This is a genomic window from Halomonas sp. PAMB 3232, from assembly GCF_031954225.1.
Classification (GTDB): domain Bacteria; phylum Pseudomonadota; class Gammaproteobacteria; order Pseudomonadales; family Halomonadaceae; genus Vreelandella.
In genome coordinates this window covers 560,019-582,071 of sequence record NZ_CP134865.1, presented here as the reverse complement: position 1 = coordinate 582,071, position 22,053 = coordinate 560,019, and the positions used below count along the sequence as shown (strand labels likewise).

Genomic DNA, 22,053 nt, shown 5'->3' with positions numbered 1-22,053 from the left:
GGGCTTTTTTTCGCCCCTAAAAAAGCGCCGCTGCCAGGGCAGCGGCGCGGGGGCCTGCGCGGCGTGAAGGTTTAAACGGCGCGGCGGCGGTACTCGCGGTAGTCCGGGTCCCAGCTCGCGCTTTCGATATCGTGACGAAGCTGAGTGCCGCTGGTGGTCAGCGCCACGCCGTTATGCTGGGCGGTAGCGGCCACTTCAAAAGCGATCGACTGGCTGATCTCGCGGATTCTGGACAGCGGCGGCAAAAGCGCCCCTTTACCCTCCTTGACCAGCGGCGCTTCGCGCGCCAGCGCCCGGGAGGCGCTCATCAGCATCTCGTCGGTCACGCGGTGGGCTTTCGCCGCGACCACGCCAAGGCCAATGCCGGGGAAAATGTAGGCGTTGTTGCACTGGGCGATCGCGTAGGTGCGCCCGTTGTGCACCACCGGCGCGAAGGGGCTGCCGGTGGCGACCAGCGCCTGGCCATCGGTCCAACGAATCACGTCTTCCGGCAACGCTTCTGCCTGAGAGGTCGGATTGGAGAGCGGCATGATCACCGGATTCTCACAGCCGGCATGCATGGTGCGCACCACCTGCTCGGTGAAGATACCGCGCTGGCCGCACACGCCGATCAGCACGGTCGGTTTGATTCGGGCAATGGTCTCCTCGAGCCCCTGACCGTTCCAGTCCTTGACCAGCGAAGGGTCGTGGGCCAGCCGGCGCTGGAAATCACGCTGCCAGCTCTGATCCGAGGTCATCAATCCGTCGCGGTCGATGACGTAGATCCGCTCGCGCGCTTCGCGCTCCGATAGCCCTTCGGCCTGCATCGCGACCACGACCTGCTCGGCGATGCCGCAGCCGGCGGAGCCGCCACCGACGAAGACTACCCGCTGTTTGGCGATACTCTCTTCACGCGCGTGGCAGGCCGCCATCAGCGTGCCCACGACCACCGAGGCGGTGCCCTGGACGTCGTCGTTGAAGCAGCAAAGCTCGTTGCGGTAGCGCTCCAAAAGCGGCACGGCGTTGGCCTGGGCGAAGTCCTCGAACTGCAGCAGCACGTTGGGCCAGCGGCGCTTGACCGCGGCGATGAAGTCCGCCATGAAGGCGTCGTACTCGTCCTGGCCGACCCGCTCGTGGCGCCAGCCCATGTACATCGGGTCGTCCAGCAGTGCCTGGTTGTTGGTGCCCACGTCGATCATGATCGGCAGCGTATAGGCCGGGCTGATCCCGCCGCAAGCGGTGTAAAGCGCCAGCTTGCCGATCGGAATGCCCATGCCGCCGATGCCCTGGTCACCAAGGCCCAGAATGCGCTCGCCGTCGGTGACCACGATCACCTTGACGTTGTCCTTGGTGGCGCTGCGCAGGATGTCGTCCATGTGCTCACGATCCGGGTAGCTGATAAAAAGCCCCCGGTGGTTGCGATAGATATTGGAAAATTCCTGACACGCCTTGCCGACCGTCGGCGTATAGATGATCGGCAGCATCTCCTCGAGATGCTCGGATACCAGCCGGAAGTAGAGCGTTTCGTTGTCATCCTGGATCGCGCGCAGGAAAATGTGGCGGTCCAGATCATTATGGCACTGCTGGTATTGGCGGTAGCTGCGCTCGAGCTGATCCTCGATGGTCTCGACCTTCTGCGGCAGCAAACCAATCAGGTTGAACGCGAGTCGCTCCTTTTGAGTAAACGCACTGCCTTTGTTCAATAGCGGCATCTCGAGCAGGGAAGGACCGGCGTAAGGAATGTACAAGGGGCGTTTGCTTTCAGTCATGGGGCTCTCTTCTCGTCCATTACTGCTGCAGCGCAGCAATATCAAGCGTTTACAGTATGACGGCGTAATGTACCACGCTACTACGACAAAGGTGGCACGCGCACCCATCTGGCGCAAAAAAATGCCTCGCTTTTTTAGCGAGGCACGAGACATCAATCAGTTAGCGTCAGGCGGTTTTCGCCTTCGGCTTGCGCCCTTCTACCCCGGCGAAAAACAGTGGCCGCATTTTGACCCCCAGCATGTTGCCGGCGAAGGCGGCTGCCATCCAGACCCAGCCGTGCAGGCTACCCGAGGCGATGCCGCTGAAGTAGGCGCCAATGTTGCAGCCAAAGGCGAGCCGCGCGCCGTAACCAAGCATCAGCCCGCCGAGAATCGCCGCCACCACCGAGCGAATCGGGATATTGAAGTTCGGCGCGAAGCGCCCGGCCAGATGCGCCGCCGCCAACGCCCCCAGCATGATGCCGATGTTCATGACCGTCGTGATGTCCGAAAAGATGCTGGCGTTGAGCGCCGCTTCGTTGGACGCGGACTGCCAGTAACCCCACTGACTGACATCGCCGCCGATGAATTCGAACACCTTCGCCCCCCACAGCGCGAAGGCCGAGGTAATGCCCCAGGGACGGCCGGCAAGCGCCAGCGTGGCGAAGTTCAAAAGCGCCAGCGCTACGGCCCCGGCATACAAGGGCCAGGGTCCTGCCAGCCAACGCTCGCGCAGCGGCCGGGTCACCGCCGGCGCCCTTTCGAGCTGGCCGTGGCGGCGGCGCTCCAGCACCAGCGTGGTCGCGGCGATCGCGGCAAAGATCACCAGGCTAATGGCGATACCTACGCTCGGGCCCGCGACCTCCACCAGCGATACCGGCGCGAACGCCGGCAGGCTCTGCCACCAGGCGAAGTGGGCGGTGCCGATCACCGAGCCGACCACAAAAAACAGCAGCGTGATCAGCATGCGCGCGTTGCCGCCGCCGGCGGTGAAGAGCGTTCCCGAGGCACAGCCGCCACCGAGCTGCATGCCGAGCCCGAAAATGAACGCGCCGACCACCACGGACACGCCGATGGGCGCAACGAAACCGGCCACCGGCGTGCCGGAGAGCGACCCCGCGCCGAGGGCAGGGAAAAACAGCACGACGGCAATGGCGAGCATGACCATCTGAGCGCGCAAGCCTCGGCCGCGACGCTCGGTGATGAAGGCCCGCCAGGCCGCGGTGAAACCGAAGGCGGCGTGGTAGAGCACGACGCCAAACAGCGCGCCGATGATCATCAAAAGCCCGGTATTGGCGCTAAAGAACACGCCGATCAATAGCGCACCGAGTACCGTCGCCGCCATGGCGAGCAGCGGCACCCGGTACTTGTTGGAGAGTTTTTCGGCCTCCGGTGAGGCAGACGTGGTCGACATGAGGCACCCTCGATGGTTAAGCGTTGATTGCAAGCGCTGATTATAAAACCGGGTAGCGCGCTGGCCTACTCGACAGGATTGTGATCACCCTCTTCGCGCTGAACGTAGAGCTCGTTGATCAACACGAAACCGATTACGGTCAGCGGTGCGGCCAGGAGCACCCCGGCGACGCCGAAAAGCGTGCTGGCAGCGAAGAGCGAAAACAGCAGCATCGCCGGCGGCAGGCTTACCGCGTGCTGCTGCACCAGCGGCTGCAGCACGTTGCCCTCGATCTGCTGGATGATCACGTAAGCGATCAGCGCGAACAGCGCGGTTTGGGGACTGACCGTATAGGCGAGCAAAAGTGCCGGCACCGCGGCGATCAAGGGCCCGACCAGCGGCACGAAATCCAGCACCCCGGCAATCAGCCCAAGCCCGAGTGGGGCCGGCACACCGATCAACCACATGCTCACCCCGACCAGAAAACCGGTGCTTGCCATGGCGATCAGCTGCCCACCGAGCCAATGTCGCAGCGCCTTGCCGCTGGCATCCAGCGCACCGGCCAGTTTGTCGCGACTCTTGATCGGCGCGAGCAGCAGCAGTCCGTGGCGATACACCTGCGGCTGGGCAGCGAAGTAGATCATGCCCACGAACAGGGCAAAAAAGTTCACCAGACTCCCGCCCATGGAAACCACCACCATGCCGAACTGCGCGATGCCGTTTTCGAACATCGACCCGGCGCGCTCGCCGGCGTTGTCCATCAAGGGTTCCAGCGGCGTATCCTGAAGGCGCTCTCTAAGCTGCTGCCAGGCGTCGGGCAGCAGCGACGTCAGCGACTCGAGCTCCGAGGTCACCTGAGAGCCAAAGGCCAGGCTGATACCGGCCAGCAGCAGTATCAGGCCGACCACCACGATCAATAGCGCCAGCCAGCGCGGCATACCTCGATCGAGCAGCGGATTCATGCAGGTTTGCAGAATACAGGCCCCGACCACCGCGCCGAAGATCAGCAGCAGCAATCCCACGAGTTTCCAGAGCACCAGCGCCACGACCGCCAGCGCCAGTACGATCATGGCTTTTTCGGTAAACGTTTGATGACGGTACGTCGATTGCATTTACTCATTCCTTGTCAATGCGTTGCCCCATAGGACGAAAAGCGCCCGACTCACGGCATCCTTGTCGCCTGACTGTAGCTTATGCGCCACGAAACGGTTAGGCACGGCGCTAAAAAAGGCCCTGCCTGGCGGCAGAGCCTATCGCTTGCGCGATATTCGGGCGGTGATACGCTTATCTAAAGCGCCCCAGCCCCATTGCCGAGCGCAGCGTCTCGATGGTGCGCGTGGCCTCTTCGCGGGCGCGCTCGGCGCCCTTTTGCAATACATTTTCGATATGGCCCGGGTCTTCGAGTAGCGCCGAGTAGCGCTCGCGGGGCGCTTGCAGGTGTGCATTCAGGTAGTCGAACACCTGATTTTTGGCATCGCCCCAGCCGATGCCGGCAGCGTACTGCTCGCGCATCGCAGCCGCTTCCTCGGCGCTTGCGAAGGCCGCGTAGATTTGAAACAGCGTGCAGGTGTCCGGGTCCTTTGGCTCGCCAGGCTCCAGCGAGTTGGTCTTGATCTTGCGAACGAGCTTCTGGAGTTTTTTCTCCGGGGCGAACAGCGCAATGGTGTTGTCGTAGCTTTTCGACATCTTGCGCCCGTCCAGGCCCTTCAATACTTCGGTTTTTTCGTCCACCACCGCCTCGGGCTGAACGAAGTAATTGCCTTTATAAAGGTGGTTGAAGCGTCCAGCGATGTCGCGCGCCATTTCGATGTGCTGAATCTGGTCGCGCCCGACCGGCACCTTGTGGGCGTTGAACATCAGGATATCCGCCGCCATTAGCACCGGGTAACCAAACAGCCCCATGGTCACGCCTTTATCGGCGTCCTGGTTGCCCGCTTCCTCGTTATCCGCCACCGCCGCTTTATAGGCGTGGGCACGGTTCATCAGCCCCTTGGCGCAGACGCAGGAGAGCATCCACATGAGCTCGGGAATTTCCGGAATGTCCGACTGGCGGTAGAAGACCGCGTTATCGGTATCGAGGCCCAGCGCCAGCCAGGTCGCGGCGATCTCCAGGCGCGACTGCTGCACCCGCTTGGGGTCCTGGCACTTGATCAGCGCGTGGTAGTCGGCCATGAAGTAGAACGGCTCCACGTTCGGATCCTGACTTGCCTCGATGGCCGGTTTGATGGCGCCGACGTAGTTGCCCAGATGGGGCGTGCCGGAGGTGGTAATCCCGGTCAGCACACGGGTTTTGGCGTTGCTCATGGTGTGATCGATCCAGCGTCATAAAAATTCGAAAGTGGTTCGATTGTACACTCAATCCCACGAAAACGTCGCCCCGGGCTCGCGCTCTTCGTCGACCCGCAGCAGTATCGGCGCACTGTGTGCGGCAAGCGCCCCGTTACTCGCACGGCTCACGCCAAGTGCCAGCACCCAGCGCTCGGCGCCCCGCATCACGGGCAGATAAAGACACGAACCCTCGACACAGCGATGCACCGCCGTGGGGTGTGCGGTGACTACCGGCCAGCGAGCATTTTGACCCGGTTCGAGCCTGGGGGCATTGTGCCAGTCGAGCGTATCAACGGCGGAAAGCGCTCTCGCGGCGGCAGTTTCGGCGCGCATGTGCGCTTTGAGCGCGGCGCGGTAGTTGGCGGCCTGGCGCTGGTCGACCAGCGCCGACTGAACGCCAACGAGGCCGAGCATCAGCGCGCCGGTCAACACGACCATGACCACCACCAGCGCCGCACCGCGCTGGCGGCCAAGGACGGAGGTAGTCTCAGCGCAGCGCATCGGTACTCGCCAGCCCAAATGGGCGCTGGGTGACATGAAAGGCAATTTGCTGCCCGTTGGGGCCAAGTGGCAGGGCAACGCGAAACACGCCGTTATGAACGGGTTCGACCAGCGCACCGGTTTGCGCGCAGGCGCCTGGCCCGAGCCTGTCGAACGAGACCAGCGGCTGGGCCTCTTCGCGGTCCTGCACGGTACAGCGACACTCACCCGGCTCGCCGCGACACACAAGGTGAAAAGCCGCTGCGGTTTGCGCGCTAAAGTCACTCGGGCGCCGCAGCCGGTCGGCCATGGCCGTGGCGGTATAAATGAGAGTTTGCTGCTGGCGACCCAGCCGGTCCACCTGCTCGAAGGTGTGAAAGCTCGACAGCAAAAGCCGCCCGGCGCCAAGCACCACGGCGCTGGAAAGCGCCACCGCGACCAGCGCATCCACCAGCGTCAAACCTCGCTGCCCGTTCATGGGCGCTCCGCCGACCGGGCAGGCAGCTCGAGCCGATACGTCGCAGGGACAAACGACACGCGCGTCACGGTGATCATAAACGCGCAGCCCTGACGCTCGATCGCGCCCAGGGCGTCACCGGCAAGCAGCGCCTCGCCCTCATCGAACCAGTACTGGCGCCAGCGGCGCTCGACCTGACCGATAGCCATGTCGGCGCAGGCCGGCGCGCGACGGTACTCAGCCCAGAGCCGCTCCTGGGCATCCAGCGCGGCAACGCTTGCAAGCGCTTGCTGGTAGCCCTCGTGGGCACCCTGCAGCGATTTCAGCTGTAGCGCAGCGATCGTGACCAGCCCAAGCGAGAGCACCAGCAGCGCGACCAGCGACTCGACGAGCCCAAAGCCACGCTGACCGGTGCTCATTCACCAGCACCGTTCGGGGTGACGCTCGCCGAGCGCGTTCAGAGTAAGCGGCTCACTGCAGCCGTCGTTCTCTTCGGTCGTGGCCGTCAGTAGAAAACCGCCGTCGTAGTCCGGCGCCTGCGCATTCGTATTGCCGGGGGTTCGTAGAATGTCGTAGTGGCCATCGGGGGAGGTATCAGGGATGGCGCAGCCGTTGTCGTAGCTGTAGAGACGGGCGTAGCAGCGTTCGAGCTCGGCGGCGGCGCTCAAAAGCCCGGCCTGGGCATCGGTGCGAAGCGCGTTCTGGGTATAGCGCTGATAGCCTGGATAGGCGATGCCCGCGAGGATCGCGACGATCGCTACCACGATGAGTACTTCGATGAGGGTGAAACCGCGCGGGCGCAACGTGGCGCCGGCGCGTGGGTCAAAACGATTGGTCACGGGGTCGCCTCGTTTTAGTTAGCCCATACCTTAAGTATGGCTAAAACGGGCGTTGAACGCATTAGCCGCTTGCGATCACCTGATCACGAAGCTCCCTAGGCATCGAGAACACGATGGTCTCTTCACGGCCGGCAAGCTCTGAGGGGTCCGTCGCCCCGAGCGACTTGAGCCGCTCGATCACGCCCTTGACCAGCACCTCCGGCGCGCTGGCGCCAGCGGTCACGCCGATACGCGAAACGTTGTCGAGCCAGTGGCCCTCGATCTGATCGGCGTTGTCGATCAGATAAGCCGGCGTGCCGATCCGCTCGGAGAGTTCGCGCAGGCGGTTGGAGTTGGAGCTATTCGGGCTGCCCACCACCAGAATGAGATCGTTTTGCGCCGCCAGGTCGCGCACCGCGTCCTGACGGTTTTGCGTGGCGTAGCAGATGTCGTTCTTGCGCGGGCCCTGGATCTCGGGGAACTTGTCGCGCAGCGCGTCGATCACCTTCGCGGTATCGTCCATCGACAGCGTCGTTTGGGTCACGAACGAGAGCGTCGACGGGTCGGCCACGTCGAGCTTCGCCACGTCCTCCTCGTCCTCGACCAGGTAAATGCGCCCACCAAAAGAGGTATCGTAGCGGCCCATGGTGCCCTCGACCTCGGGATGACCTTCGTGGCCGATCAAAATGCACTCCTGGCCGCGCTTGGCGTAGCGCAGCACTTCCATGTGCACCTTGGTCACCAGCGGGCAGGTGGCGTCGAACACCTTCAAGCCCCGGCGGTCGGCGTCTTCCTGCACCGCTTGGGAGACACCGTGGGCGGAGAAGATCACGATGACGTCGTCCGGCACCTCGTCGAGCTCTTCGACGAACACCGCGCCGCGCTCTCGAAGCGAATCCACGACGAACTTGTTATGGACCACTTCGTGGCGCACGTAGACCGGCGGGCCGAACACGTCGAGCGCCCGGTTGACGATGTCGATGGCACGATCCACCCCGGCGCAGAAGCCGCGCGGATTGGCCAACTGAATGGTGATCGGCGTCGTTTGAGACTCGGTTTCGGGTGCGTTCATGGTAGCGCCTTGATGCGTGAGCGCATCGCTGAGTGAATAGTGGCTCGCGGCTCTTGATGCATTGAGACAGCGCCCGGCTCATCGCGTTCGATCGACGCGTGCGCGGGCGATGCGGGTCAGTGAGTGGTCGCGGGGCGAATCTCGAGCACCTCGACCTCGAAGGTCAGTGTACGCCCGGCCAGTGGATGATTGAAGTCCACCTCGACCCGGTCACCGTCGATGGTCTTGACCACGCCGGGAAGCTCGGTGCCCGCCTTGTCGGCAAAGGACATCACCATGCCGATCTCCGGCTCTTCGTCGCCAAAATCCGCGCGCTTGAGCGTCTGGATGTTCTGCGCGTTGTGCTGGCCAAAGGCGTGCTCCGGGGTGATCTCGAACGTGCCGCTCTGCCCCGGTGCGAGCCCCTTGATCGGGTGCTCGAAACCCGGCGGCAAATTGCCGTCGCCGAAGACGAAGGTGGCCGGGGCTTTCTCTTTGGTCGAGTCCACCACCGTGCCGTCTTCGAGCTTCAGGGTGAAATGCAGGGTAATTTCCATACCCTCGTCGATGACGTAGTCCATGCGCTTCTCGCTAGTGGGTGGTTTCGTTGACAGCGGCCTTTTTGCGCCGCCGATCGCCCATGATCGACTCCCAGATCAACAGCGCAGCGCCAATCACGATGCCCATGTCGGCCACGTTGAACGCCGGGTAGTACCAGCCGGCGACGTGGAAGGAGAGAAAATCGACCACGTAGCCGTGGACCAGCCGGTCGTACAGGTTGCCCAGCGCCCCGCCGATGATCAAGGGCAGCGCCACGGCCAGAATTCTTTCATCGCGGCGGATGCGCGAAAGCCAGACGGTCAGCGCGACGCTCGCGCCGACCGCAATGATGGCGAAGAACCAGCGCTGCCAGCCCGGGTGGTCGGCCAGAAAGCTGAACGCCGCGCCGAAGTTGTGCATCAGGCGCAGATCGAAAAACGGCAGTACCTGCACCGGCGCGTTGTAATCCAGCGCGTGGCTGAGCCAGTACTTGGTCAACAGATCGACCGCGATGACCGCCGCGGCGATCCATAAAAAGCGCAGCGGCCGGCGCATCGGCGCCCTTTCCGCCGCCGGCGCTTGAGTTGCGTTAGGCATAGCGGCGGACCTCGCCAGGGCCGTCCGGCAGGTTCAAAATCGAGCGCTCGCAAAGCGTCGGGTGCTCCGGGTGGCTACCCACGTCCGGGCGGCGCTCCCAGCTGCGCTCGCACTTCTCATGAGGGCTCGGCGCCACGGCGACCTTCAATCCCTCGAGCTCGCTGTGAGCGCCCGCCTCGGCCTCGGTCAGCGGCTTGAGCGTCGCGTTCGAGGTGATCAGCACGAAGCGCAGCTCGTCGCCCAGGCGCGCAAGCAGCGCCTCGAGCTCGTCGCTGACATAGAGCGTTACCTCGCTATCCAGCGAGCCCTTGATGGTGCCCTCGCCGCGCGCCTCTTCCAGCCGCTTGTTGACCGCCTGTTTGACCTCGAGCACCTGCTCCCAGAACTCGCGGCCCATCTCGGCATCGTCGGAAAGCGGCGTGAGCCCCTCGTAGTAGGTCTCGAGCAGCACGCTGTCGCCGCGCTCACCCGGGATATGCTCGAAGATCTCCTCGGCGGTGAAGGAGATAATCGGCGCGACCCAGCGCGAGAGCGCTTCGATCACGTGATACAGCGCGCTCTGGCAGCTTCGCCGCGCCAGCGAGTCCGCTTGGGTGGTGTACTGGCGATCCTTGATGATATCCAGGTAGAAGCCACCCAGATCGCGGGCGCAGAAGTCATGCACCTGCTGATAGACGTCGCGGAAGCGGTACTCGTCATACGCGGTCTGGATGCGCGCCTGGAGCTGGTCGGCGCGGTCGACGATCCAGCGATCCAGCGCGATCATGTCGTCGAACGCCACCATGTCGCGGCTCGGCTCGAACCCGGTCAGGTTACCCAGCAAAAAGCGCGCGGTGTTGCGAATGCGCCGGTAAACGTCGGCGGTGCGCTTCAGGATTTCGTCGGACACCGCCATTTCGCCGGAGTAGTCGGTGGACGCGGTCCACAGACGCAGGATGTCGGCGCCGAGCTTGTCCATCACCGTTTGCGGCGCGACCACGTTGCCGATCGATTTGGACATCTTGCGCCCCTGAGCGTCGACGGTGAAACCGTGGGTCAGAAGCTCGCGGTACGGCGGGTGGCCGTCGATGGCCGAGCCGGTCAGAAGCGATGAGTGGAACCAGCCGCGGTGTTGATCCGAGCCTTCGAGATACAGATCCGCCCGCGGGCCGGACTCATGACCGTGCGGGTGCGAGCCTCGGAGCACGTGGCGGTGGGTGGTCCCGGAGTCGAACCACACGTCCAGCGTGTCGGTGATTTTCTCGTACTCATCGGCCTCGGCGCCGAGAAGCTCTAGAGCGTCCATGCCAAACCAGGCGTCGATGCCGCCCTCTTCCACGCGTTTGGCGACCTCTTCCATCAGGCCCACGGTGTTGGGGTGAAGCTCGCCGGTCTGGCGGTGAAGGAAGAACGGAATCGGCACGCCCCAGTTGCGCTGGCGCGAGATGCACCAGTCCGGGCGGTGGGCAATCATGCTGTGAAGCCGCGCTTGGCCCCAGTTTGGTGTGAACCGGGTGGCTTCGATACCCTCGAGCGCCTTTTCGCGCAGGGTCTTGCCGTCGCGGCCTTCGATGTCCATGCCCACGAACCACTGCGCCGTGGCGCGGTAGATCACCGGCGTCTTGTGGCGCCAGCAGTGCATGTAGCTGTGGGTGATCGGCGTATGCGCCATCAGCGCGCCGGCATCCGCAAGTGCGGCGACGATCTTCGGGTTCGCCTTCCAGATCATCTCCCCGCCGAACATCGGCAGATCATCGACGTAGACGCCGTTGCTCTGCACCGGGTTTCGCATGTCGTCGAACTCCATGCCGTAGTCGCGGCAGGTGTTGAAGTCGTCCACACCGTAGGACGGCGCGGAGTGGACGATCCCGGTGCTGCCGACCTCACTCTCGACGTAGTCGGCCAGATACACCGGCGAGCGGCGATCAAAAAGCGGATGGCGGAAGTCGATCAGGTCGAGCGTTTCGCCCTTCGCGGTCGCGATTACCTCACCTTCCAGACCAAAGCGCTCGAGGCAGCTCTCGACCAGCTCCTCGGCGAGCAGCAGCAGGCGCTCGCCGGTGTCGACCAGCGCGTAGGTAAACTCCGGGTGGACGTTCAGCGCCTGGTTGGCGGGAATGGTCCAGGGCGTGGTGGTCCAGATGACCACGGCGGCGGGCTTGGAAAGCGCCTCCAGTCCGAAGGCCGCGGCCAGCTTGTCCGCGTCGTCCACCGGGAAGGCGACGTCGATGGCATCGGACTTCTTGTCCTGGTACTCGACTTCCGCTTCGGCGAGCGCCGAGCCACAGTCGAAGCACCAGTTGACCGGCTTCAAGCCCTTGAACACGTAACCCGCCTCGACCATCTCGGCAAGCGCGCGGATCTCGCCGGCTTCGTTGACGAAGTCCATCGAGCGGTAGGGGTGATGCCAGTCGCCGATCACGCCCAGACGCACGAAATCGGTGAGCTGGGTTTCGATCTGAGCGCCGGCGTATTCGCGGCAGAGCTCGCGGGCCTTTTCCGGCGAGAGATGCTTGCCGTGAGTGGTTTCGACCTTGTGCTCGATGGGCAGGCCGTGGCAGTCCCAGCCCGGCACGTAAGGCGCATCGAAGCCGGCGAGGTTCTTCGACTTGACGATGATGTCTTTCAGGATCTTGTTGACGGCGTGACCGATATGGATGCTGCCGTTGGCGTAGGGAGGGCCATCGTGCAGCACGAACAGCGGGGAGCCTGCGCGGGCATCGCGCAGGCGCTGGTAGAGATCCATGTCCTGCCATTTGGAAACCCGCCCCGGCTCCTGCTTGGGCAGCATGCCGCGCATGGGGAAATCGGTATCGGGCAGATTGAGCGTGTGCTTGTAGTCCATAGGTCCGGTCAGCCGTCGTTAGCCTCGGCGTCGCCCGCCGAAGAGAAATCAGAAGAAGCGGCCTCTCGCCCGAGCGGGGCCGAAGCCAGCCAGGCCTCGAGCGCGCCGCCGTCAAAAGGCGCGCTCGAAACCGATGATGTGACATCCGCCTCAGCGGTGCCTGCGGCGCCCGACGAGGCAGTCTCGCCGGAGGCAAAATAGCGTCGCGCGCGCGCCTGGTCGCGCTGAATCTGCGCCTTTAGCGCGCCAAAGTCGTCGAACTTCACCTCGCCTCGCAGTCGTGCGCAGGGGTAAACGGTGAGCCGCTGCCCGTACAGGTCGCCTTCGAAGTCGAACAGGTGCACCTCGAGGGTCGGGCGCTTGGCACCGACGGTCGGGCGAAAGCCGACATTGGCCACCCCCGAATAACGGCGGCCGTCTGCAAGCTCCGCGATCACGGCGAACACCCCGCGCAGGGTCAGCGGCTGCGGCAACAGCGGCAAATTCGCCGTGGGCGCGCCGATGGTGCGCCCAAGCTGCTGGTCGCGCACTACGCGCCCAGACACCGAATAGGGCCGGCCCAATAAACACTGGGCGGCGGCGAAGTTGCCGCTGGCGAGCATCGTGCGCACCCGGGAGCTCGAGACGCGCTCACCCTCTATCGTGAAGGTGCGCGTGTGCTCGACGGCGAAGCCCTCTTCGTCGCCCACCGCCTTGAGCAGCGCGAAGTCGCCGCGCCGGTCGCAGCCGAAGCGAAAGTCGTCACCCACCACCAGGTGCTTCACGCCGAGCCCTTCGATCAGAACACGATCGATGAACTCACGCCCGGTCAGGCTTCGAAGGGCGTCGTTGAAGGCCAAACACAGCACCCGCTCGGCGCCGTGCTGGCCCAAAAGGCGCACCTTTTCGCGAAGACGGGTAAGCCTGGGCGGGGCCTGCTCGCCGGCGAAGTACTCACGCGGCTGAGGCTCGAACACTACCACCGTCAGCGGCAGACCCAGGCGCGCGGCGTGCTCGCGGCACTGCTCCATGATCGCCTGATGGCCGCGATGCACGCCGTCGAAATTACCGATCGTCGCCACGCAGCCACTCTCGCTTGCGCCCAGATTGTGCAGACCTCGTATAACGTGCATGGCCCCTCTTTCGGTTGAAGCGTGCCAGTCAACGCGTGGGTGAAGATGCTTTTGTGTCAACAAAGCCCTTGATTATAACGAACGCGCGGTGAAGGTGCAGTTACGATTGCCCCGCCCGCTCAGCTTGAAAGCCGGAAGTGGCGAAGGCGCAGCCCCCAGGCGGCAAGCCAGGCAAAATAGAGCCCGCCGCCGAGCGCCATCAATCCCGCCACCCAACCAATTCGCGTCCACAGACTAAAATCGAGCCACGCCTGCCAGGGCGGCGTAAGCAGATAGAGCGCGGCGCCCATGAGCGCACTTCCGCCGATGAGCTGGATCGCGTAGCGCCCCCAGCCGGGCTGAAACACCAGCACCTTTTCGCGATACAGCAGATAGCCCAGAAGCCCGGCGTTGAGAAACGCCGACAGCGCCGTTGCCAGCGCCAGCCCCGCGTGAGCCAGCGGCCATATCAACAGCAGGTTGAAGACCATGTTGGCGACCATGGCAACGATGCCGACCTTGACCGGCGTTTTGGTGTCCTGGCGAGCAAAAAAGCCCGGCGCCAGCACCTTGATCAGCATGAACGCGACGAGCCCCACGGCGTAGGCGCGAAGGCTCATGGCGGACATCTGGATGTCGCTGTCGGTCATCGCGCCGTAGTGAAACAGCGTGATCAAAAACGGTTCGGCCAGCACCACCAGCGCCAGTGCGGCCGGCACGCCCAGCAGCAGCACCACGCGAATCGCCCAGTCGAGCATGGCGGCGAAGTGGCCGCCTGATTTTTCCGCGTGGCGCTTGGAGAGCGCCGGCAGAATCACCGTGCCGATCGCCACGCCGAAGACCCCGAGCGGCAGCTCCACCAGCCGGTCCGAGTAGTAGAGCCAGGAGACGCTACCCGCGGCCAGAAGCGAGGCCAGCACGGTATCCAGCAGCAGGTTGATCTGTGATACCGACACGCCGAACAGCGCCGGCGCCATCAGTTTCAGGATGCGCTTCACCCCGTCGTGGGCGAAGTTGGGCCAGGGCGTGGGCAGAAGCCCCAGCCGGTAGAGAAACGGTACCTGGAAAACGAGCTGGGCGCACCCCGCGATCAGCACGCCCCAGGCCAGGGCCATGGCGGGCTCTTCCATCAGCGGCATCAAAAAAAGCGCCGCCCCGATCAGCGAGAGATTCAGCAGCACCGGCGTAAACGCCGGCACGGCGAACCGGTTCCAGGTGTTGAGCACCGAGCCAGAAAAAGCGGTCAGCGAAATCAGCAACAGGTACGGAAAGGTCAGGCGCAGCATGTCCGCAGTGAGCGCGAGCTTTTCCGGGTCGCGGCCGAAGCCCGGCGCGAACAGCCAGATCAGCCAGGGCGCGCACAGCATGGCCAGCGCGGTAATCAGCGCCAGCAGCGCGGTAAGACTTCCCGCTACCGCGTTCAAGAGCTCGCGGATCTCCTCGCGGTTTTGCCGCGTCGAATATTCGGAGAGCACCGGCACGAAGGCCTGGTTGAACGCGCCTTCGGCAAACAGCCGACGCAGAAAGTTGGGAATCTTGAAGGCGACGAAAAACGCATCCGCCCCGCTGCCGGCGCCGAGAAACGTGGCCACCACGACGTCGCGGACCAGCCCCATGACCCGGGAGAGCATGGTCATGGCGCTGACGATCAGCCCCGAGCGCATCAGAGTGCGCCGGGGGGCCGCGGCTTGCTGGGGAGAGGAGTCCGTCATCGCGTTATCCCTGGACGTATACAGGCACAAAAAAACCGGCCGTAGCCGGTTTTTTCAAGACGCTGCCGGCTTACGCTGCCAGCGCTTTAATTCGCTTGTTCAAGCGGCTTTTCAGACGAGCGGCCTTTTTCTTGGACAGCACGTCCTTGTCAGCGATGCGGTCGACGACCGGCTGCATCTGCTTGAACTCTTCCATTGCCTTGCCATGGTCGCCGGTGTGAATCGCCTTGATCACACGCTTGATGTAGGTGCGGACCATGCTGCGCTGGCTGGATTTCAGGGCACGACGTGTCTCGGCCTGGCGGGCGCGCTTGCGAGCTTGCTTGCTGTTCGCCACTGGTATCTCCTTGGAGAATAAAGGTTGCCTGAACGGCAACGAATTAACTATATGTTGTCGAGTGACTAACGCCAACCTCGACATTACCTAAACAACCAACTGATTTTGCAGGCGTTTCGCTCTGCCAAACGTGTAACGGCAAGCCCTGGCCCGCTCGTTCCCACGCTTTTTCTGTCTTAGCTGCCTGAGAGGATGGCGTAGCCTATCACACCTGCCCCGGTCGTGCCAGCGCTTGTCAAGCGTTAAAGTGCTCGCGCGCGCTTTGGCTCCAGACGAAAAAGCTGGGGTTCAAAGGCCTTGCCGGCGTGTGGTAGCCAAGCGCTTCACCGGCTTCATCGACGATCATCCCGCCGGCCTGCTCCACCACCGCTTGGGCGGCAGCGGTATCCCAAAGGCTGGTCGGCCCGAAGCGCGGGTAGACATCCGCCCGCCCCTCGGCGATCAGACAGGCCTTGAGCGAGCTTCCAAGCGGGGTGAGTTCACACTCACCGAGCGAGGCGAGCCAGGCCTTCAATCGCGGGTCCTGATGCGAGCGGCTGCCCAGCACCCGATAGCCCCGGGCCGCATCGAACTCGGCGCAGCGAATCGGCTGCCAGATGCCCTCGCCTTCGACCTTGAACGCGCCCAGCCCACGCCCGGCCAGGTAGCGTTTGCCAAGCGCCGGGGCCACCACCACCCCAAGCACTGGCTCGCCTTGATGAATCAGGGCGATGTTGACGGTGAACTCATCATTGCGCTTGATGAACTCGCGGGTGCCATCGAGCGGGTCGACCAGCCAGTAGGTGCCCTCCACCCCCGGCCCTTCAAAGCGCTCCACACTCTCTTCAGAAAGCACCGGCGTTTGTGGCGTCAATCGGGCAAGCCCCGCCAGGATCACCTCGTTGGCGCGAAGGTCCGCCTCGGTCAGCGGGCTTTGATCCGCTTTCAGCGTGACGTCGATCTCCCGGCGGTAGACCGAAAGAATCACCTGGCCCGCCTCCCGGGCGAGCTCATCGATGGCCTCGAGCAGCGCCCGGTCAAGGGTGGGCTGGGCGCCTTGCATCTACGCTTCCCCGATATTTGATGCCGGCTCAGGGCTTGGGGCCACCACGTCATCGAGCTCGCGATAGGCCTGGCGCAGCCACACTTTCATGCGCTGACGCTCAGCGATGTTCATCAGGCGGCGATCATTGGCCACCGCCCAGAAGCTGCTGTCGTTGAAGTCGATTTTCTGAGTCAGCTTGGCGTGAAGCCTTGGCAGCTCGATCAGCTGCGCGCCTTGAGCCCGCGCCTGGCGGCAGGCCTCGCTTTGGCGAAAACGCTCGAAGCTCTCGCCACGGCCCAGGTTCTGAACCACCACCACGCTCACCGGCTGATCGCCAAGGCGCTTCAACAGCGTTTGCAGCAGCGCCACCGAGTCGGCGCCATCATCCATGACGTGCCACCACTGCACGCGTGCACCGAGCTCGTCGAGCAGCGCGAACACATCGGTTTCATCGAGCCAGCGGCCCAGCGCCTGAGACGACTGCGCGGCCAGGTCGATGATCAGGTCGCGCTCGGGATCCGCCTCCACCGCCATCAGCACGCCGTCCATGCTTTCGTCATCACCGACGATCACGGGTGAGGCGTAGTCCGCGTAAAAGCGTGAGAACGTCTTGTGAGAGGCATCGCCATCGAAGCCAATGAATGCCCGGTCGTGGTCGATGTAGTACTGCGCGAGCACGCGCGCGGTCATCGATTTGCCCACGCCCCCCTTTTCACCACCGATAAAATGTACGCAGGCCATCGTTACTCGTCTCTGATGAAAACCGAACCCAATCGCGAATTTAGCAAAAAAACCGCGCCGCGCCTTCACTACTTCGTGCCTGGCGTACATTTATATCCGACGACAAAACATCGGCCACCCGGTCGGCGTTAGTTGGCCTTGCGCCAGCCGCCCAGCACGCGGCTGTCCGGACCAAAAAAGACCACCCGGTCGTGATCGATCAGGTAGCGGTAGGCGGTTTCGAGCATACCGGTCACGCGGCGAGCATCATCGAGCTCGGCGCAGCCCATGCGCGTGGTGGAAAGCTCGCCCACCTCGATGCGCTGACTCTCACCGAGGCTCACGCTGCCCTGAAAGTTGTTGCAGCCGTCGCTTCCGGTAATACGCCCGTCGCGGCCAATCTGGAAAAACGCCGTTTGCGGCATCGACAGGCGCTCGTCGGTCCCCATCAGCAGTAGATTCCAGCGCGTGCCGACCAGCGGGCCCGAAAGCGTCCCGCCACTGGCGACCGGTGCCGACCCGCCCTGTTGAACCGGGCCACTGCTACACGCGCTCAACAGCAGCGCCGCGCTGACGGCAAGCGCGCCAATAACATGTTTTTTCACCGATAACGTCCTTTACCAGCTGCCGCTGTTGTCCATGGAAGCCCAGGGCTCCTGGGGCTCGAAGGCGTCCCCTTTTTGCAAAAGCTCGACGGAGATGCCGTCCGGGGATTTCACGAACGCCATGTGGCCATCGCGCGGCGGGCGGTTGATGGTGACGCCGGCGTTCTGCAGCCGCTCGCAGGTTGCGTAGATATCGTCGACGCGAAAGGCCAGATGGCCAAAGTTGCGCCCGCCCGAGTACTCCTCCGGGTCCCAGTTATAGGTGAGTTCGAGCTCCGGGGCGCTCAGGCGCTCGCTGCGCCCCACGTCGTCTCGCGCCGCCAGAAAGATCAGCGTGAAGCGGCCCTTTTCGCTCTCCTTGCGGCGCACTTCCTCGAGCCCCAGCAGGTCACAATAGAAGTGAAGCGAGGCATCGATATCGCTGATGCGTACCATGGTGTGTAGAAACTGCATAAGATTCCCTCCTTCGAGCACGAGTTGAAACGATAACGGGAACAGAATAGCGGCGATTGGGCAATTCATGAAGCGGCACCGCGCTTTTCCTTGAGCGCGCATCATGCAACCGCCTCTCAAAAGAAGAAACCGTGCGGCGCATCGGCGCGGTGCTACGCTTAAGCTTTTTTTAACCAGCCTTTCTCGAAGGCCATAAAGGAAACCCCGTGGATTCGATTACGCAGGCGGCGCTGGGCGCCGCAGTGGGCGGCGCCGTCATGGGCCGACGCCTTGGTCGCAAGGCGGTGGTGGTCGGCGCGCTGTTAGGCACCCTGCCGGATTTGGACGTTGCGCTGGACTACGGCGATGCAATCGCCAACGTCACCGAGCACCGGGGGTTCAGCCACTCGCTGTTCGTGCTGACGGGCCTGGGGACACTGCTTGCTCTGATAAGCCGTTACGCGCTTGCGGGCCGAGCATCCCTTACCCGCTGGTGGTGTTTTTTCACATTGATCTTGATCACTCACCCGCTGCTCGACTCGCTCACCACCTACGGCACGCAGCTGCTCTGGCCTCTGGATACGCCGCCCGTCGCCTGGCCGGTCGTGTTCATCATCGACCCGCTTTACAGCCTGGCGCTGTTGGGCGGCCTCGTCGCCGCCTGCGTCTCGCGCCGCGTGGTGCACTACTGCGCGCTTGGCCTTGCGCTGTCGTGTGCCTATCTGCTGATGGCGGCGGGCATGAAGTGGTCGGTCGAGATACGCCTGGCACCAGCGCTCGAGGCGCGCGGGCTCGATGCTGCGCCGCTGATCGTCCAACCCACGCCGTTCAACATTCTGCTGTGGCGCGCCACGGCCATCGAGGGGGAGCGCTATTTTGAAAGCCTGGTCAGCGTGTTCGACGACGACAGCGCTCCGCGTCTCGAGGCGTTCCAGCGTCAGCGTGCGCCGCTCGAGGAGGTGGCGCTATCCGGCGCGCTTGGTCAGCGCCTGACCTGGTTCAGCGGCCCCTTCCTGCGCTACGAGGTCGAGCCCATCGACGGCGTCGAGACGCTGATCGCCACCGACCTGCGGCTGGGATTTCCAGGCTTTCACCCGTTCAACTTCACCCTGGCCACGCGCCAAAACGGCGAGTGGCAGGCAGTGCCTGAAAGTGAGCAGCTCCCTTCACAGCGCGGACTCAGCGCACAGACGCTGTCGCGCCTGCTCGCCCGCATTGTAGGCAACGAGAAGGCGCTGTGCGCCAGCGACTTCATCGAGCAAAGCTGGCGCGTTTACGGGGAACGCTACGCCTGCCGCCCCGAGAGCGTGACGGATTAGTCCGGCGCGATGCCCTGGCCGCAGCCGCTATACTGCTCGCCCTGGTAGGTGAGGGTCACGCGGGCCGGGTACGGTGCACGGCTTGTCTTGTCAAAACAGGCGCCGGCATCGATGCGCACGCGGAAAAACGGCGCCACGTCGGCGCTTTCCAGCACCACCCGGCCGGCGTCGTTATCCAGCGTGCTGATCATGTAGGTCAGCCGCTCTGGCGGATTATCGCCGGCTTGCACGGTCAGGGTTGGCGTATCGTGGGCAAGGGTGAGCGCCCAGGCCGGCGCCGTCCCAACGCCCTTGAACATCACGCCGGGGTTGTCGGCCCGAGTCATCGCCCGGCGCTCGCCACCGGCGCTGCAGGCGAGCTGGCCGCGGGGCGTTTCGACCCGCGCGGTGTCGCCGCGCTCCCAAAAACTGATATCGCCGTTTTGATAGCGCGCGCCGCTGGCCACCACCGCCTGGGGCAAGCGCCAGGCCCCGTGCAGCGACCAGAGCCGGAGCACCTGGTCGTTGTCCGCACTGATCAAATCCTGGTGGGCGGGCTGGCAGTGCCAAGCCCTGAAGCGCTCGGCGCTGCCGGGAAAAAGCGACGACGGCAGCAGCGGCGCGTCGCTGTTGGCCACCGGGCGCGGCGGCTGGCTTTCCGGCGATGTCGCACAACCGACAAGCCACAGCCCCAGGCAAGCGGCGCCAAGCGCCTTGAGCGGTGTTGAATCGAGCATTGAAGTTCCCTGTAACGCTTTTTTAGGAAGGGCTAATTTTATCAGGATCGGCGTTTAAAAGGGCGGATGAAAAAAGGGTTCATCCTGAAGAGACTAGCGGCGCGTAAATGCACTCAAATCGTGGGGGTCGAAGACCGTCACGCGATCCGGTAGCGCCAGCGCCTGGCGGCGTTCCAGTACGCGCTCTTTTTGTGCCACGCGCGCAGGATCCGGCGCTTTGCCGTTGAGTGCGGCCACCTGATCCACGCCTTCGTGGTAGAAACTTAAAACATCGAGAGCGGCGCGATTGTCCTCATCGACCGCACGCTCGAGCGACGCCTGGTAGCCCTGAATACGCGAAAGATGGTTTTTAAGCTGCCAGACGTAGCTGATTTCGCCCATCCACGGCCGCTCCTTGAGACCCGCAAAGAGCGCGCTGGTAGCCAAAAGCCCCAGCGCGATTCCCAAACCGTGAGCCCAAAGGCTACTTTCCATCACCGAGCTCAACAGCAGCGAAAACAGCATACTGAAAATAATCAGCTGACCGACCATCATGACGCTGATCATGCGCGCCTTGCGCCGGTAGCGCTTTGGGTCTTGCGCTTGCAGGGTAAAGGCCATGCCTTGTCTCCGTTAAATAGCCACTATCATAAGAGAGTGGCCACGGCATACAAGTCATGGCGTGATCTTCTTTTTGGGGTGATTCAACCGACACCCGTTCATCGATCGTGACGGCCGCCCTATCCCTCGAAGGAAACGATCTCGACCCAGTTGGCATTCTTACCGGCGGGCGCATCATCGATACGGGTGAGCTCGCCATTTTCAGGGTCTATTCGGTACAGGCCGACGCGGTCGTCACGCTGACCGGTGACGACCATGTAGCGCCCCGTGTCATCGATCTGGAAGCCGCGCGGCTGACTCTCTACCTCGAGATGATTCAGGTAGGTGAGTTCGCCGGTATCGGGGTTAGCTTCGAACGTACTGATGACGCTGCTGGTTCGCTCAGACGTATAGACGTAGCGCCCGTCCGGTGTGACCTGAATATCGGCTGCCCATATACGCGGCGTATCATCGCCCTCGGGTATCGCTTCACGCGCCATGCCCTGGTCGAGGTTCAGCGACTCGACAATACCCGGCTCGGCCGATACCTGGGTCAGCGTGCCGTTGCTGGCATCGAACGCGTAGGTCGTGACGGCCCCCGAAAATTCGCCGAGCAGGTAGACGTAGCGGCCATTGGGAGAAAAGACGAAATGACGCGGGCCGGTATCGTCCGGCGTACCGGCGGCGTCTGGGTCGTTCGACTCCAGCCGTCCGGTCTCGGCGTCAAAGCGAAATTGCGCGAGCCGGTCATCCCCCAGGTTGGAGGCAAAGGCGTAGCGGTTGTCCGGCGAGGCGTGGATCGCGTGCGCATTGCGGCCGGTTTCGACGGTTTGCTGAGCGTCTCCTACGACGCCGTTTTCATCGATGGGGCTGACACTAACGAGGTTGTCGGAATAGGACGCGGAAAACAGATAGGCCCCGCTCTGGTCCGTATCGATATTGGGCATGCTGGCGGGCAGGGAGCCGCTACCCTGCTGGCTCAGCGCTCCCGTCTCCCGGTCGATTCGATACGTCAGCACTCGGAAAGGCTCGCTGCGCACGGAGGCGTACAGGTAGTGCCGGTCGGGGCTGACTGCCATGGGCATGACGCCTTCGCCGGCGGTGGTCGTCTCCAGTGGTTCCAGCGTACCCGCCGCACGGTCCAGGATATAGCTTGTAATCGCTCCGTCGTCGGCATTGGAAACGTAGACGTAGGTGTTCGCCTGAGCCGTCAGGCCTGTTCCGAGAAGTGTCGCGCCCATTAGAAATATCCCTGCCATTCTGGTTGTCTGGTGCATGATGGGTATCGATTCCTGATCCTTCG

23 protein-coding genes are annotated in these 22,053 nt (G+C 63.4%); 1 reads left to right on the top strand and 22 read right to left on the bottom strand.

Annotated features, from left to right (window positions below; all coding sequences use genetic code 11):
* Positions 1-71: 71 nt before the first annotated feature.
* From RN346_RS02735 to gloA, 19 genes are all read right to left on the bottom strand, one after another.
* The gene (locus tag RN346_RS02735; RefSeq protein WP_311960083.1) at positions 72-1,748 is read right to left on the bottom strand and encodes an NAD-dependent malic enzyme; all 1,677 of its coding nucleotides are present in this window, start codon (positions 1,746-1,748) and stop codon (positions 72-74) included.
* A gap of 166 nt (positions 1,749-1,914) precedes the next feature.
* Positions 1,915-3,141 (bottom strand): YeeE/YedE family protein, encoded by a 1,227-nt coding sequence (locus RN346_RS02730; RefSeq protein ID WP_263585142.1) that lies wholly within the window; start codon positions 3,139-3,141, stop codon positions 1,915-1,917.
* A 65-nt stretch (positions 3,142-3,206) separates the two neighbouring features.
* A complete protein-coding gene (locus tag RN346_RS02725; RefSeq protein ID WP_263585143.1) occupies positions 3,207-4,232 on the bottom strand; it encodes an AI-2E family transporter in 1,026 nt (341 codons plus the stop codon).
* A 172-nt stretch (positions 4,233-4,404) separates the two neighbouring features.
* Positions 4,405-5,424 (bottom strand): tryptophan--tRNA ligase, encoded by a 1,020-nt coding sequence (locus RN346_RS02720; RefSeq protein ID WP_311962040.1) that lies wholly within the window; start codon positions 5,422-5,424, stop codon positions 4,405-4,407.
* Positions 5,425-5,475: 51 nt separating this feature from the next.
* Entirely contained in the window at positions 5,476-5,949 is a 474-nt protein-coding gene (locus RN346_RS02715; RefSeq protein WP_311962039.1) for a hypothetical protein, read from the bottom strand.
* Entirely contained in the window at positions 5,936-6,406 is a 471-nt protein-coding gene (locus tag RN346_RS02710; protein ID WP_311962038.1) for a prepilin-type cleavage/methylation domain-containing protein, read from the bottom strand. Before RN346_RS02710 ends, RN346_RS02715 begins: the two co-directional genes overlap by 14 nt.
* Positions 6,403-6,804, bottom strand: a complete 402-nt coding sequence (locus RN346_RS02705) for a prepilin-type N-terminal cleavage/methylation domain-containing protein (protein ID WP_311962037.1) — start codon at positions 6,802-6,804, stop codon at positions 6,403-6,405. Before RN346_RS02705 ends, RN346_RS02710 begins: the two co-directional genes overlap by 4 nt.
* Complete coding sequence (locus tag RN346_RS02700; RefSeq protein ID WP_311962036.1) at positions 6,805-7,224, bottom strand: type IV pilin protein; 420 nt, start codon at positions 7,222-7,224, stop codon at positions 6,805-6,807. It lies immediately after the preceding gene.
* Positions 7,225-7,285: 61 nt separating this feature from the next.
* Positions 7,286-8,275, bottom strand: coding sequence for a 4-hydroxy-3-methylbut-2-enyl diphosphate reductase (ispH, locus tag RN346_RS02695; RefSeq protein ID WP_311960072.1), 990 nt, complete (start codon positions 8,273-8,275; stop codon positions 7,286-7,288).
* Between the two features lie 116 nt (positions 8,276-8,391).
* A complete protein-coding gene (fkpB, locus tag RN346_RS02690) occupies positions 8,392-8,835 on the bottom strand; it encodes an FKBP-type peptidyl-prolyl cis-trans isomerase (RefSeq protein ID WP_263585149.1) in 444 nt (147 codons plus the stop codon).
* A gap of 10 nt (positions 8,836-8,845) precedes the next feature.
* Positions 8,846-9,391 (bottom strand): signal peptidase II, encoded by a 546-nt coding sequence (gene lspA / locus RN346_RS02685; protein ID WP_263585150.1) that lies wholly within the window; start codon positions 9,389-9,391, stop codon positions 8,846-8,848.
* Entirely contained in the window at positions 9,384-12,215 is a 2,832-nt protein-coding gene (ileS, locus tag RN346_RS02680; RefSeq protein ID WP_311962035.1) for an isoleucine--tRNA ligase, read from the bottom strand. The genes lspA and ileS overlap by 8 nt, the downstream gene beginning before the upstream one ends.
* An 8-nt stretch (positions 12,216-12,223) precedes the next feature.
* Positions 12,224-13,327 (bottom strand): bifunctional riboflavin kinase/FAD synthetase, encoded by a 1,104-nt coding sequence (gene ribF / locus RN346_RS02675; RefSeq protein WP_311962034.1) that lies wholly within the window; start codon positions 13,325-13,327, stop codon positions 12,224-12,226.
* Positions 13,328-13,446: 119 nt separating this feature from the next.
* Positions 13,447-15,018: a murein biosynthesis integral membrane protein MurJ gene (murJ, locus tag RN346_RS02670; RefSeq protein WP_263585153.1), complete on the bottom strand. Its 1,572-nt coding sequence runs from the start codon at positions 15,016-15,018 to the stop codon at positions 13,447-13,449.
* A 70-nt stretch (positions 15,019-15,088) separates the two neighbouring features.
* Positions 15,089-15,355 carry a 30S ribosomal protein S20 gene (gene rpsT, locus RN346_RS02665; protein ID WP_263585154.1) on the bottom strand — a complete coding sequence of 89 codons (267 nt, stop codon included), beginning with the start codon at positions 15,353-15,355 and terminating at the stop codon, positions 15,089-15,091.
* A gap of 235 nt (positions 15,356-15,590) precedes the next feature.
* Positions 15,591-16,397: a 3'(2'),5'-bisphosphate nucleotidase CysQ gene (gene cysQ / locus RN346_RS02660; RefSeq protein ID WP_311962033.1), complete on the bottom strand. Its 807-nt coding sequence runs from the start codon at positions 16,395-16,397 to the stop codon at positions 15,591-15,593.
* Complete coding sequence (locus RN346_RS02655) at positions 16,398-17,120, bottom strand: mobilization protein (RefSeq protein WP_311962032.1); 723 nt, start codon at positions 17,118-17,120, stop codon at positions 16,398-16,400.
* A gap of 128 nt (positions 17,121-17,248) precedes the next feature.
* Positions 17,249-17,704, bottom strand: a complete 456-nt coding sequence (locus RN346_RS02650) for an META domain-containing protein (RefSeq protein WP_311962031.1) — start codon at positions 17,702-17,704, stop codon at positions 17,249-17,251.
* Between the two features lie 12 nt (positions 17,705-17,716).
* Positions 17,717-18,157 carry a lactoylglutathione lyase gene (gene gloA, locus RN346_RS02645; RefSeq protein ID WP_311962030.1) on the bottom strand — a complete coding sequence of 147 codons (441 nt, stop codon included), beginning with the start codon at positions 18,155-18,157 and terminating at the stop codon, positions 17,717-17,719.
* A 206-nt stretch (positions 18,158-18,363) separates the two neighbouring features.
* Here gloA and RN346_RS02640 point away from each other — a divergent pair, with 206 nt between their 5' ends.
* A complete protein-coding gene (locus tag RN346_RS02640) occupies positions 18,364-19,455 on the top strand; it encodes a metal-dependent hydrolase (protein ID WP_311962029.1) in 1,092 nt (363 codons plus the stop codon).
* On the opposite strand, the gene RN346_RS02635 is transcribed toward RN346_RS02640, so the two are convergent.
* From RN346_RS02635 to RN346_RS02625, 3 genes are all read right to left on the bottom strand, one after another.
* Positions 19,452-20,171 carry an MliC family protein gene (locus tag RN346_RS02635; protein WP_263585160.1) on the bottom strand — a complete coding sequence of 240 codons (720 nt, stop codon included), beginning with the start codon at positions 20,169-20,171 and terminating at the stop codon, positions 19,452-19,454. The genes RN346_RS02640 and RN346_RS02635 overlap by 4 nt on opposite strands.
* A gap of 93 nt (positions 20,172-20,264) precedes the next feature.
* A complete protein-coding gene (locus tag RN346_RS02630) occupies positions 20,265-20,771 on the bottom strand; it encodes a DUF3087 family protein (RefSeq protein WP_311962028.1) in 507 nt (168 codons plus the stop codon).
* A gap of 119 nt (positions 20,772-20,890) precedes the next feature.
* Positions 20,891-21,991: a beta-propeller fold lactonase family protein gene (locus RN346_RS02625; RefSeq protein WP_311962027.1), complete on the bottom strand. Its 1,101-nt coding sequence runs from the start codon at positions 21,989-21,991 to the stop codon at positions 20,891-20,893.
* Positions 21,992-22,053: the final 62 nt, after the last annotated feature.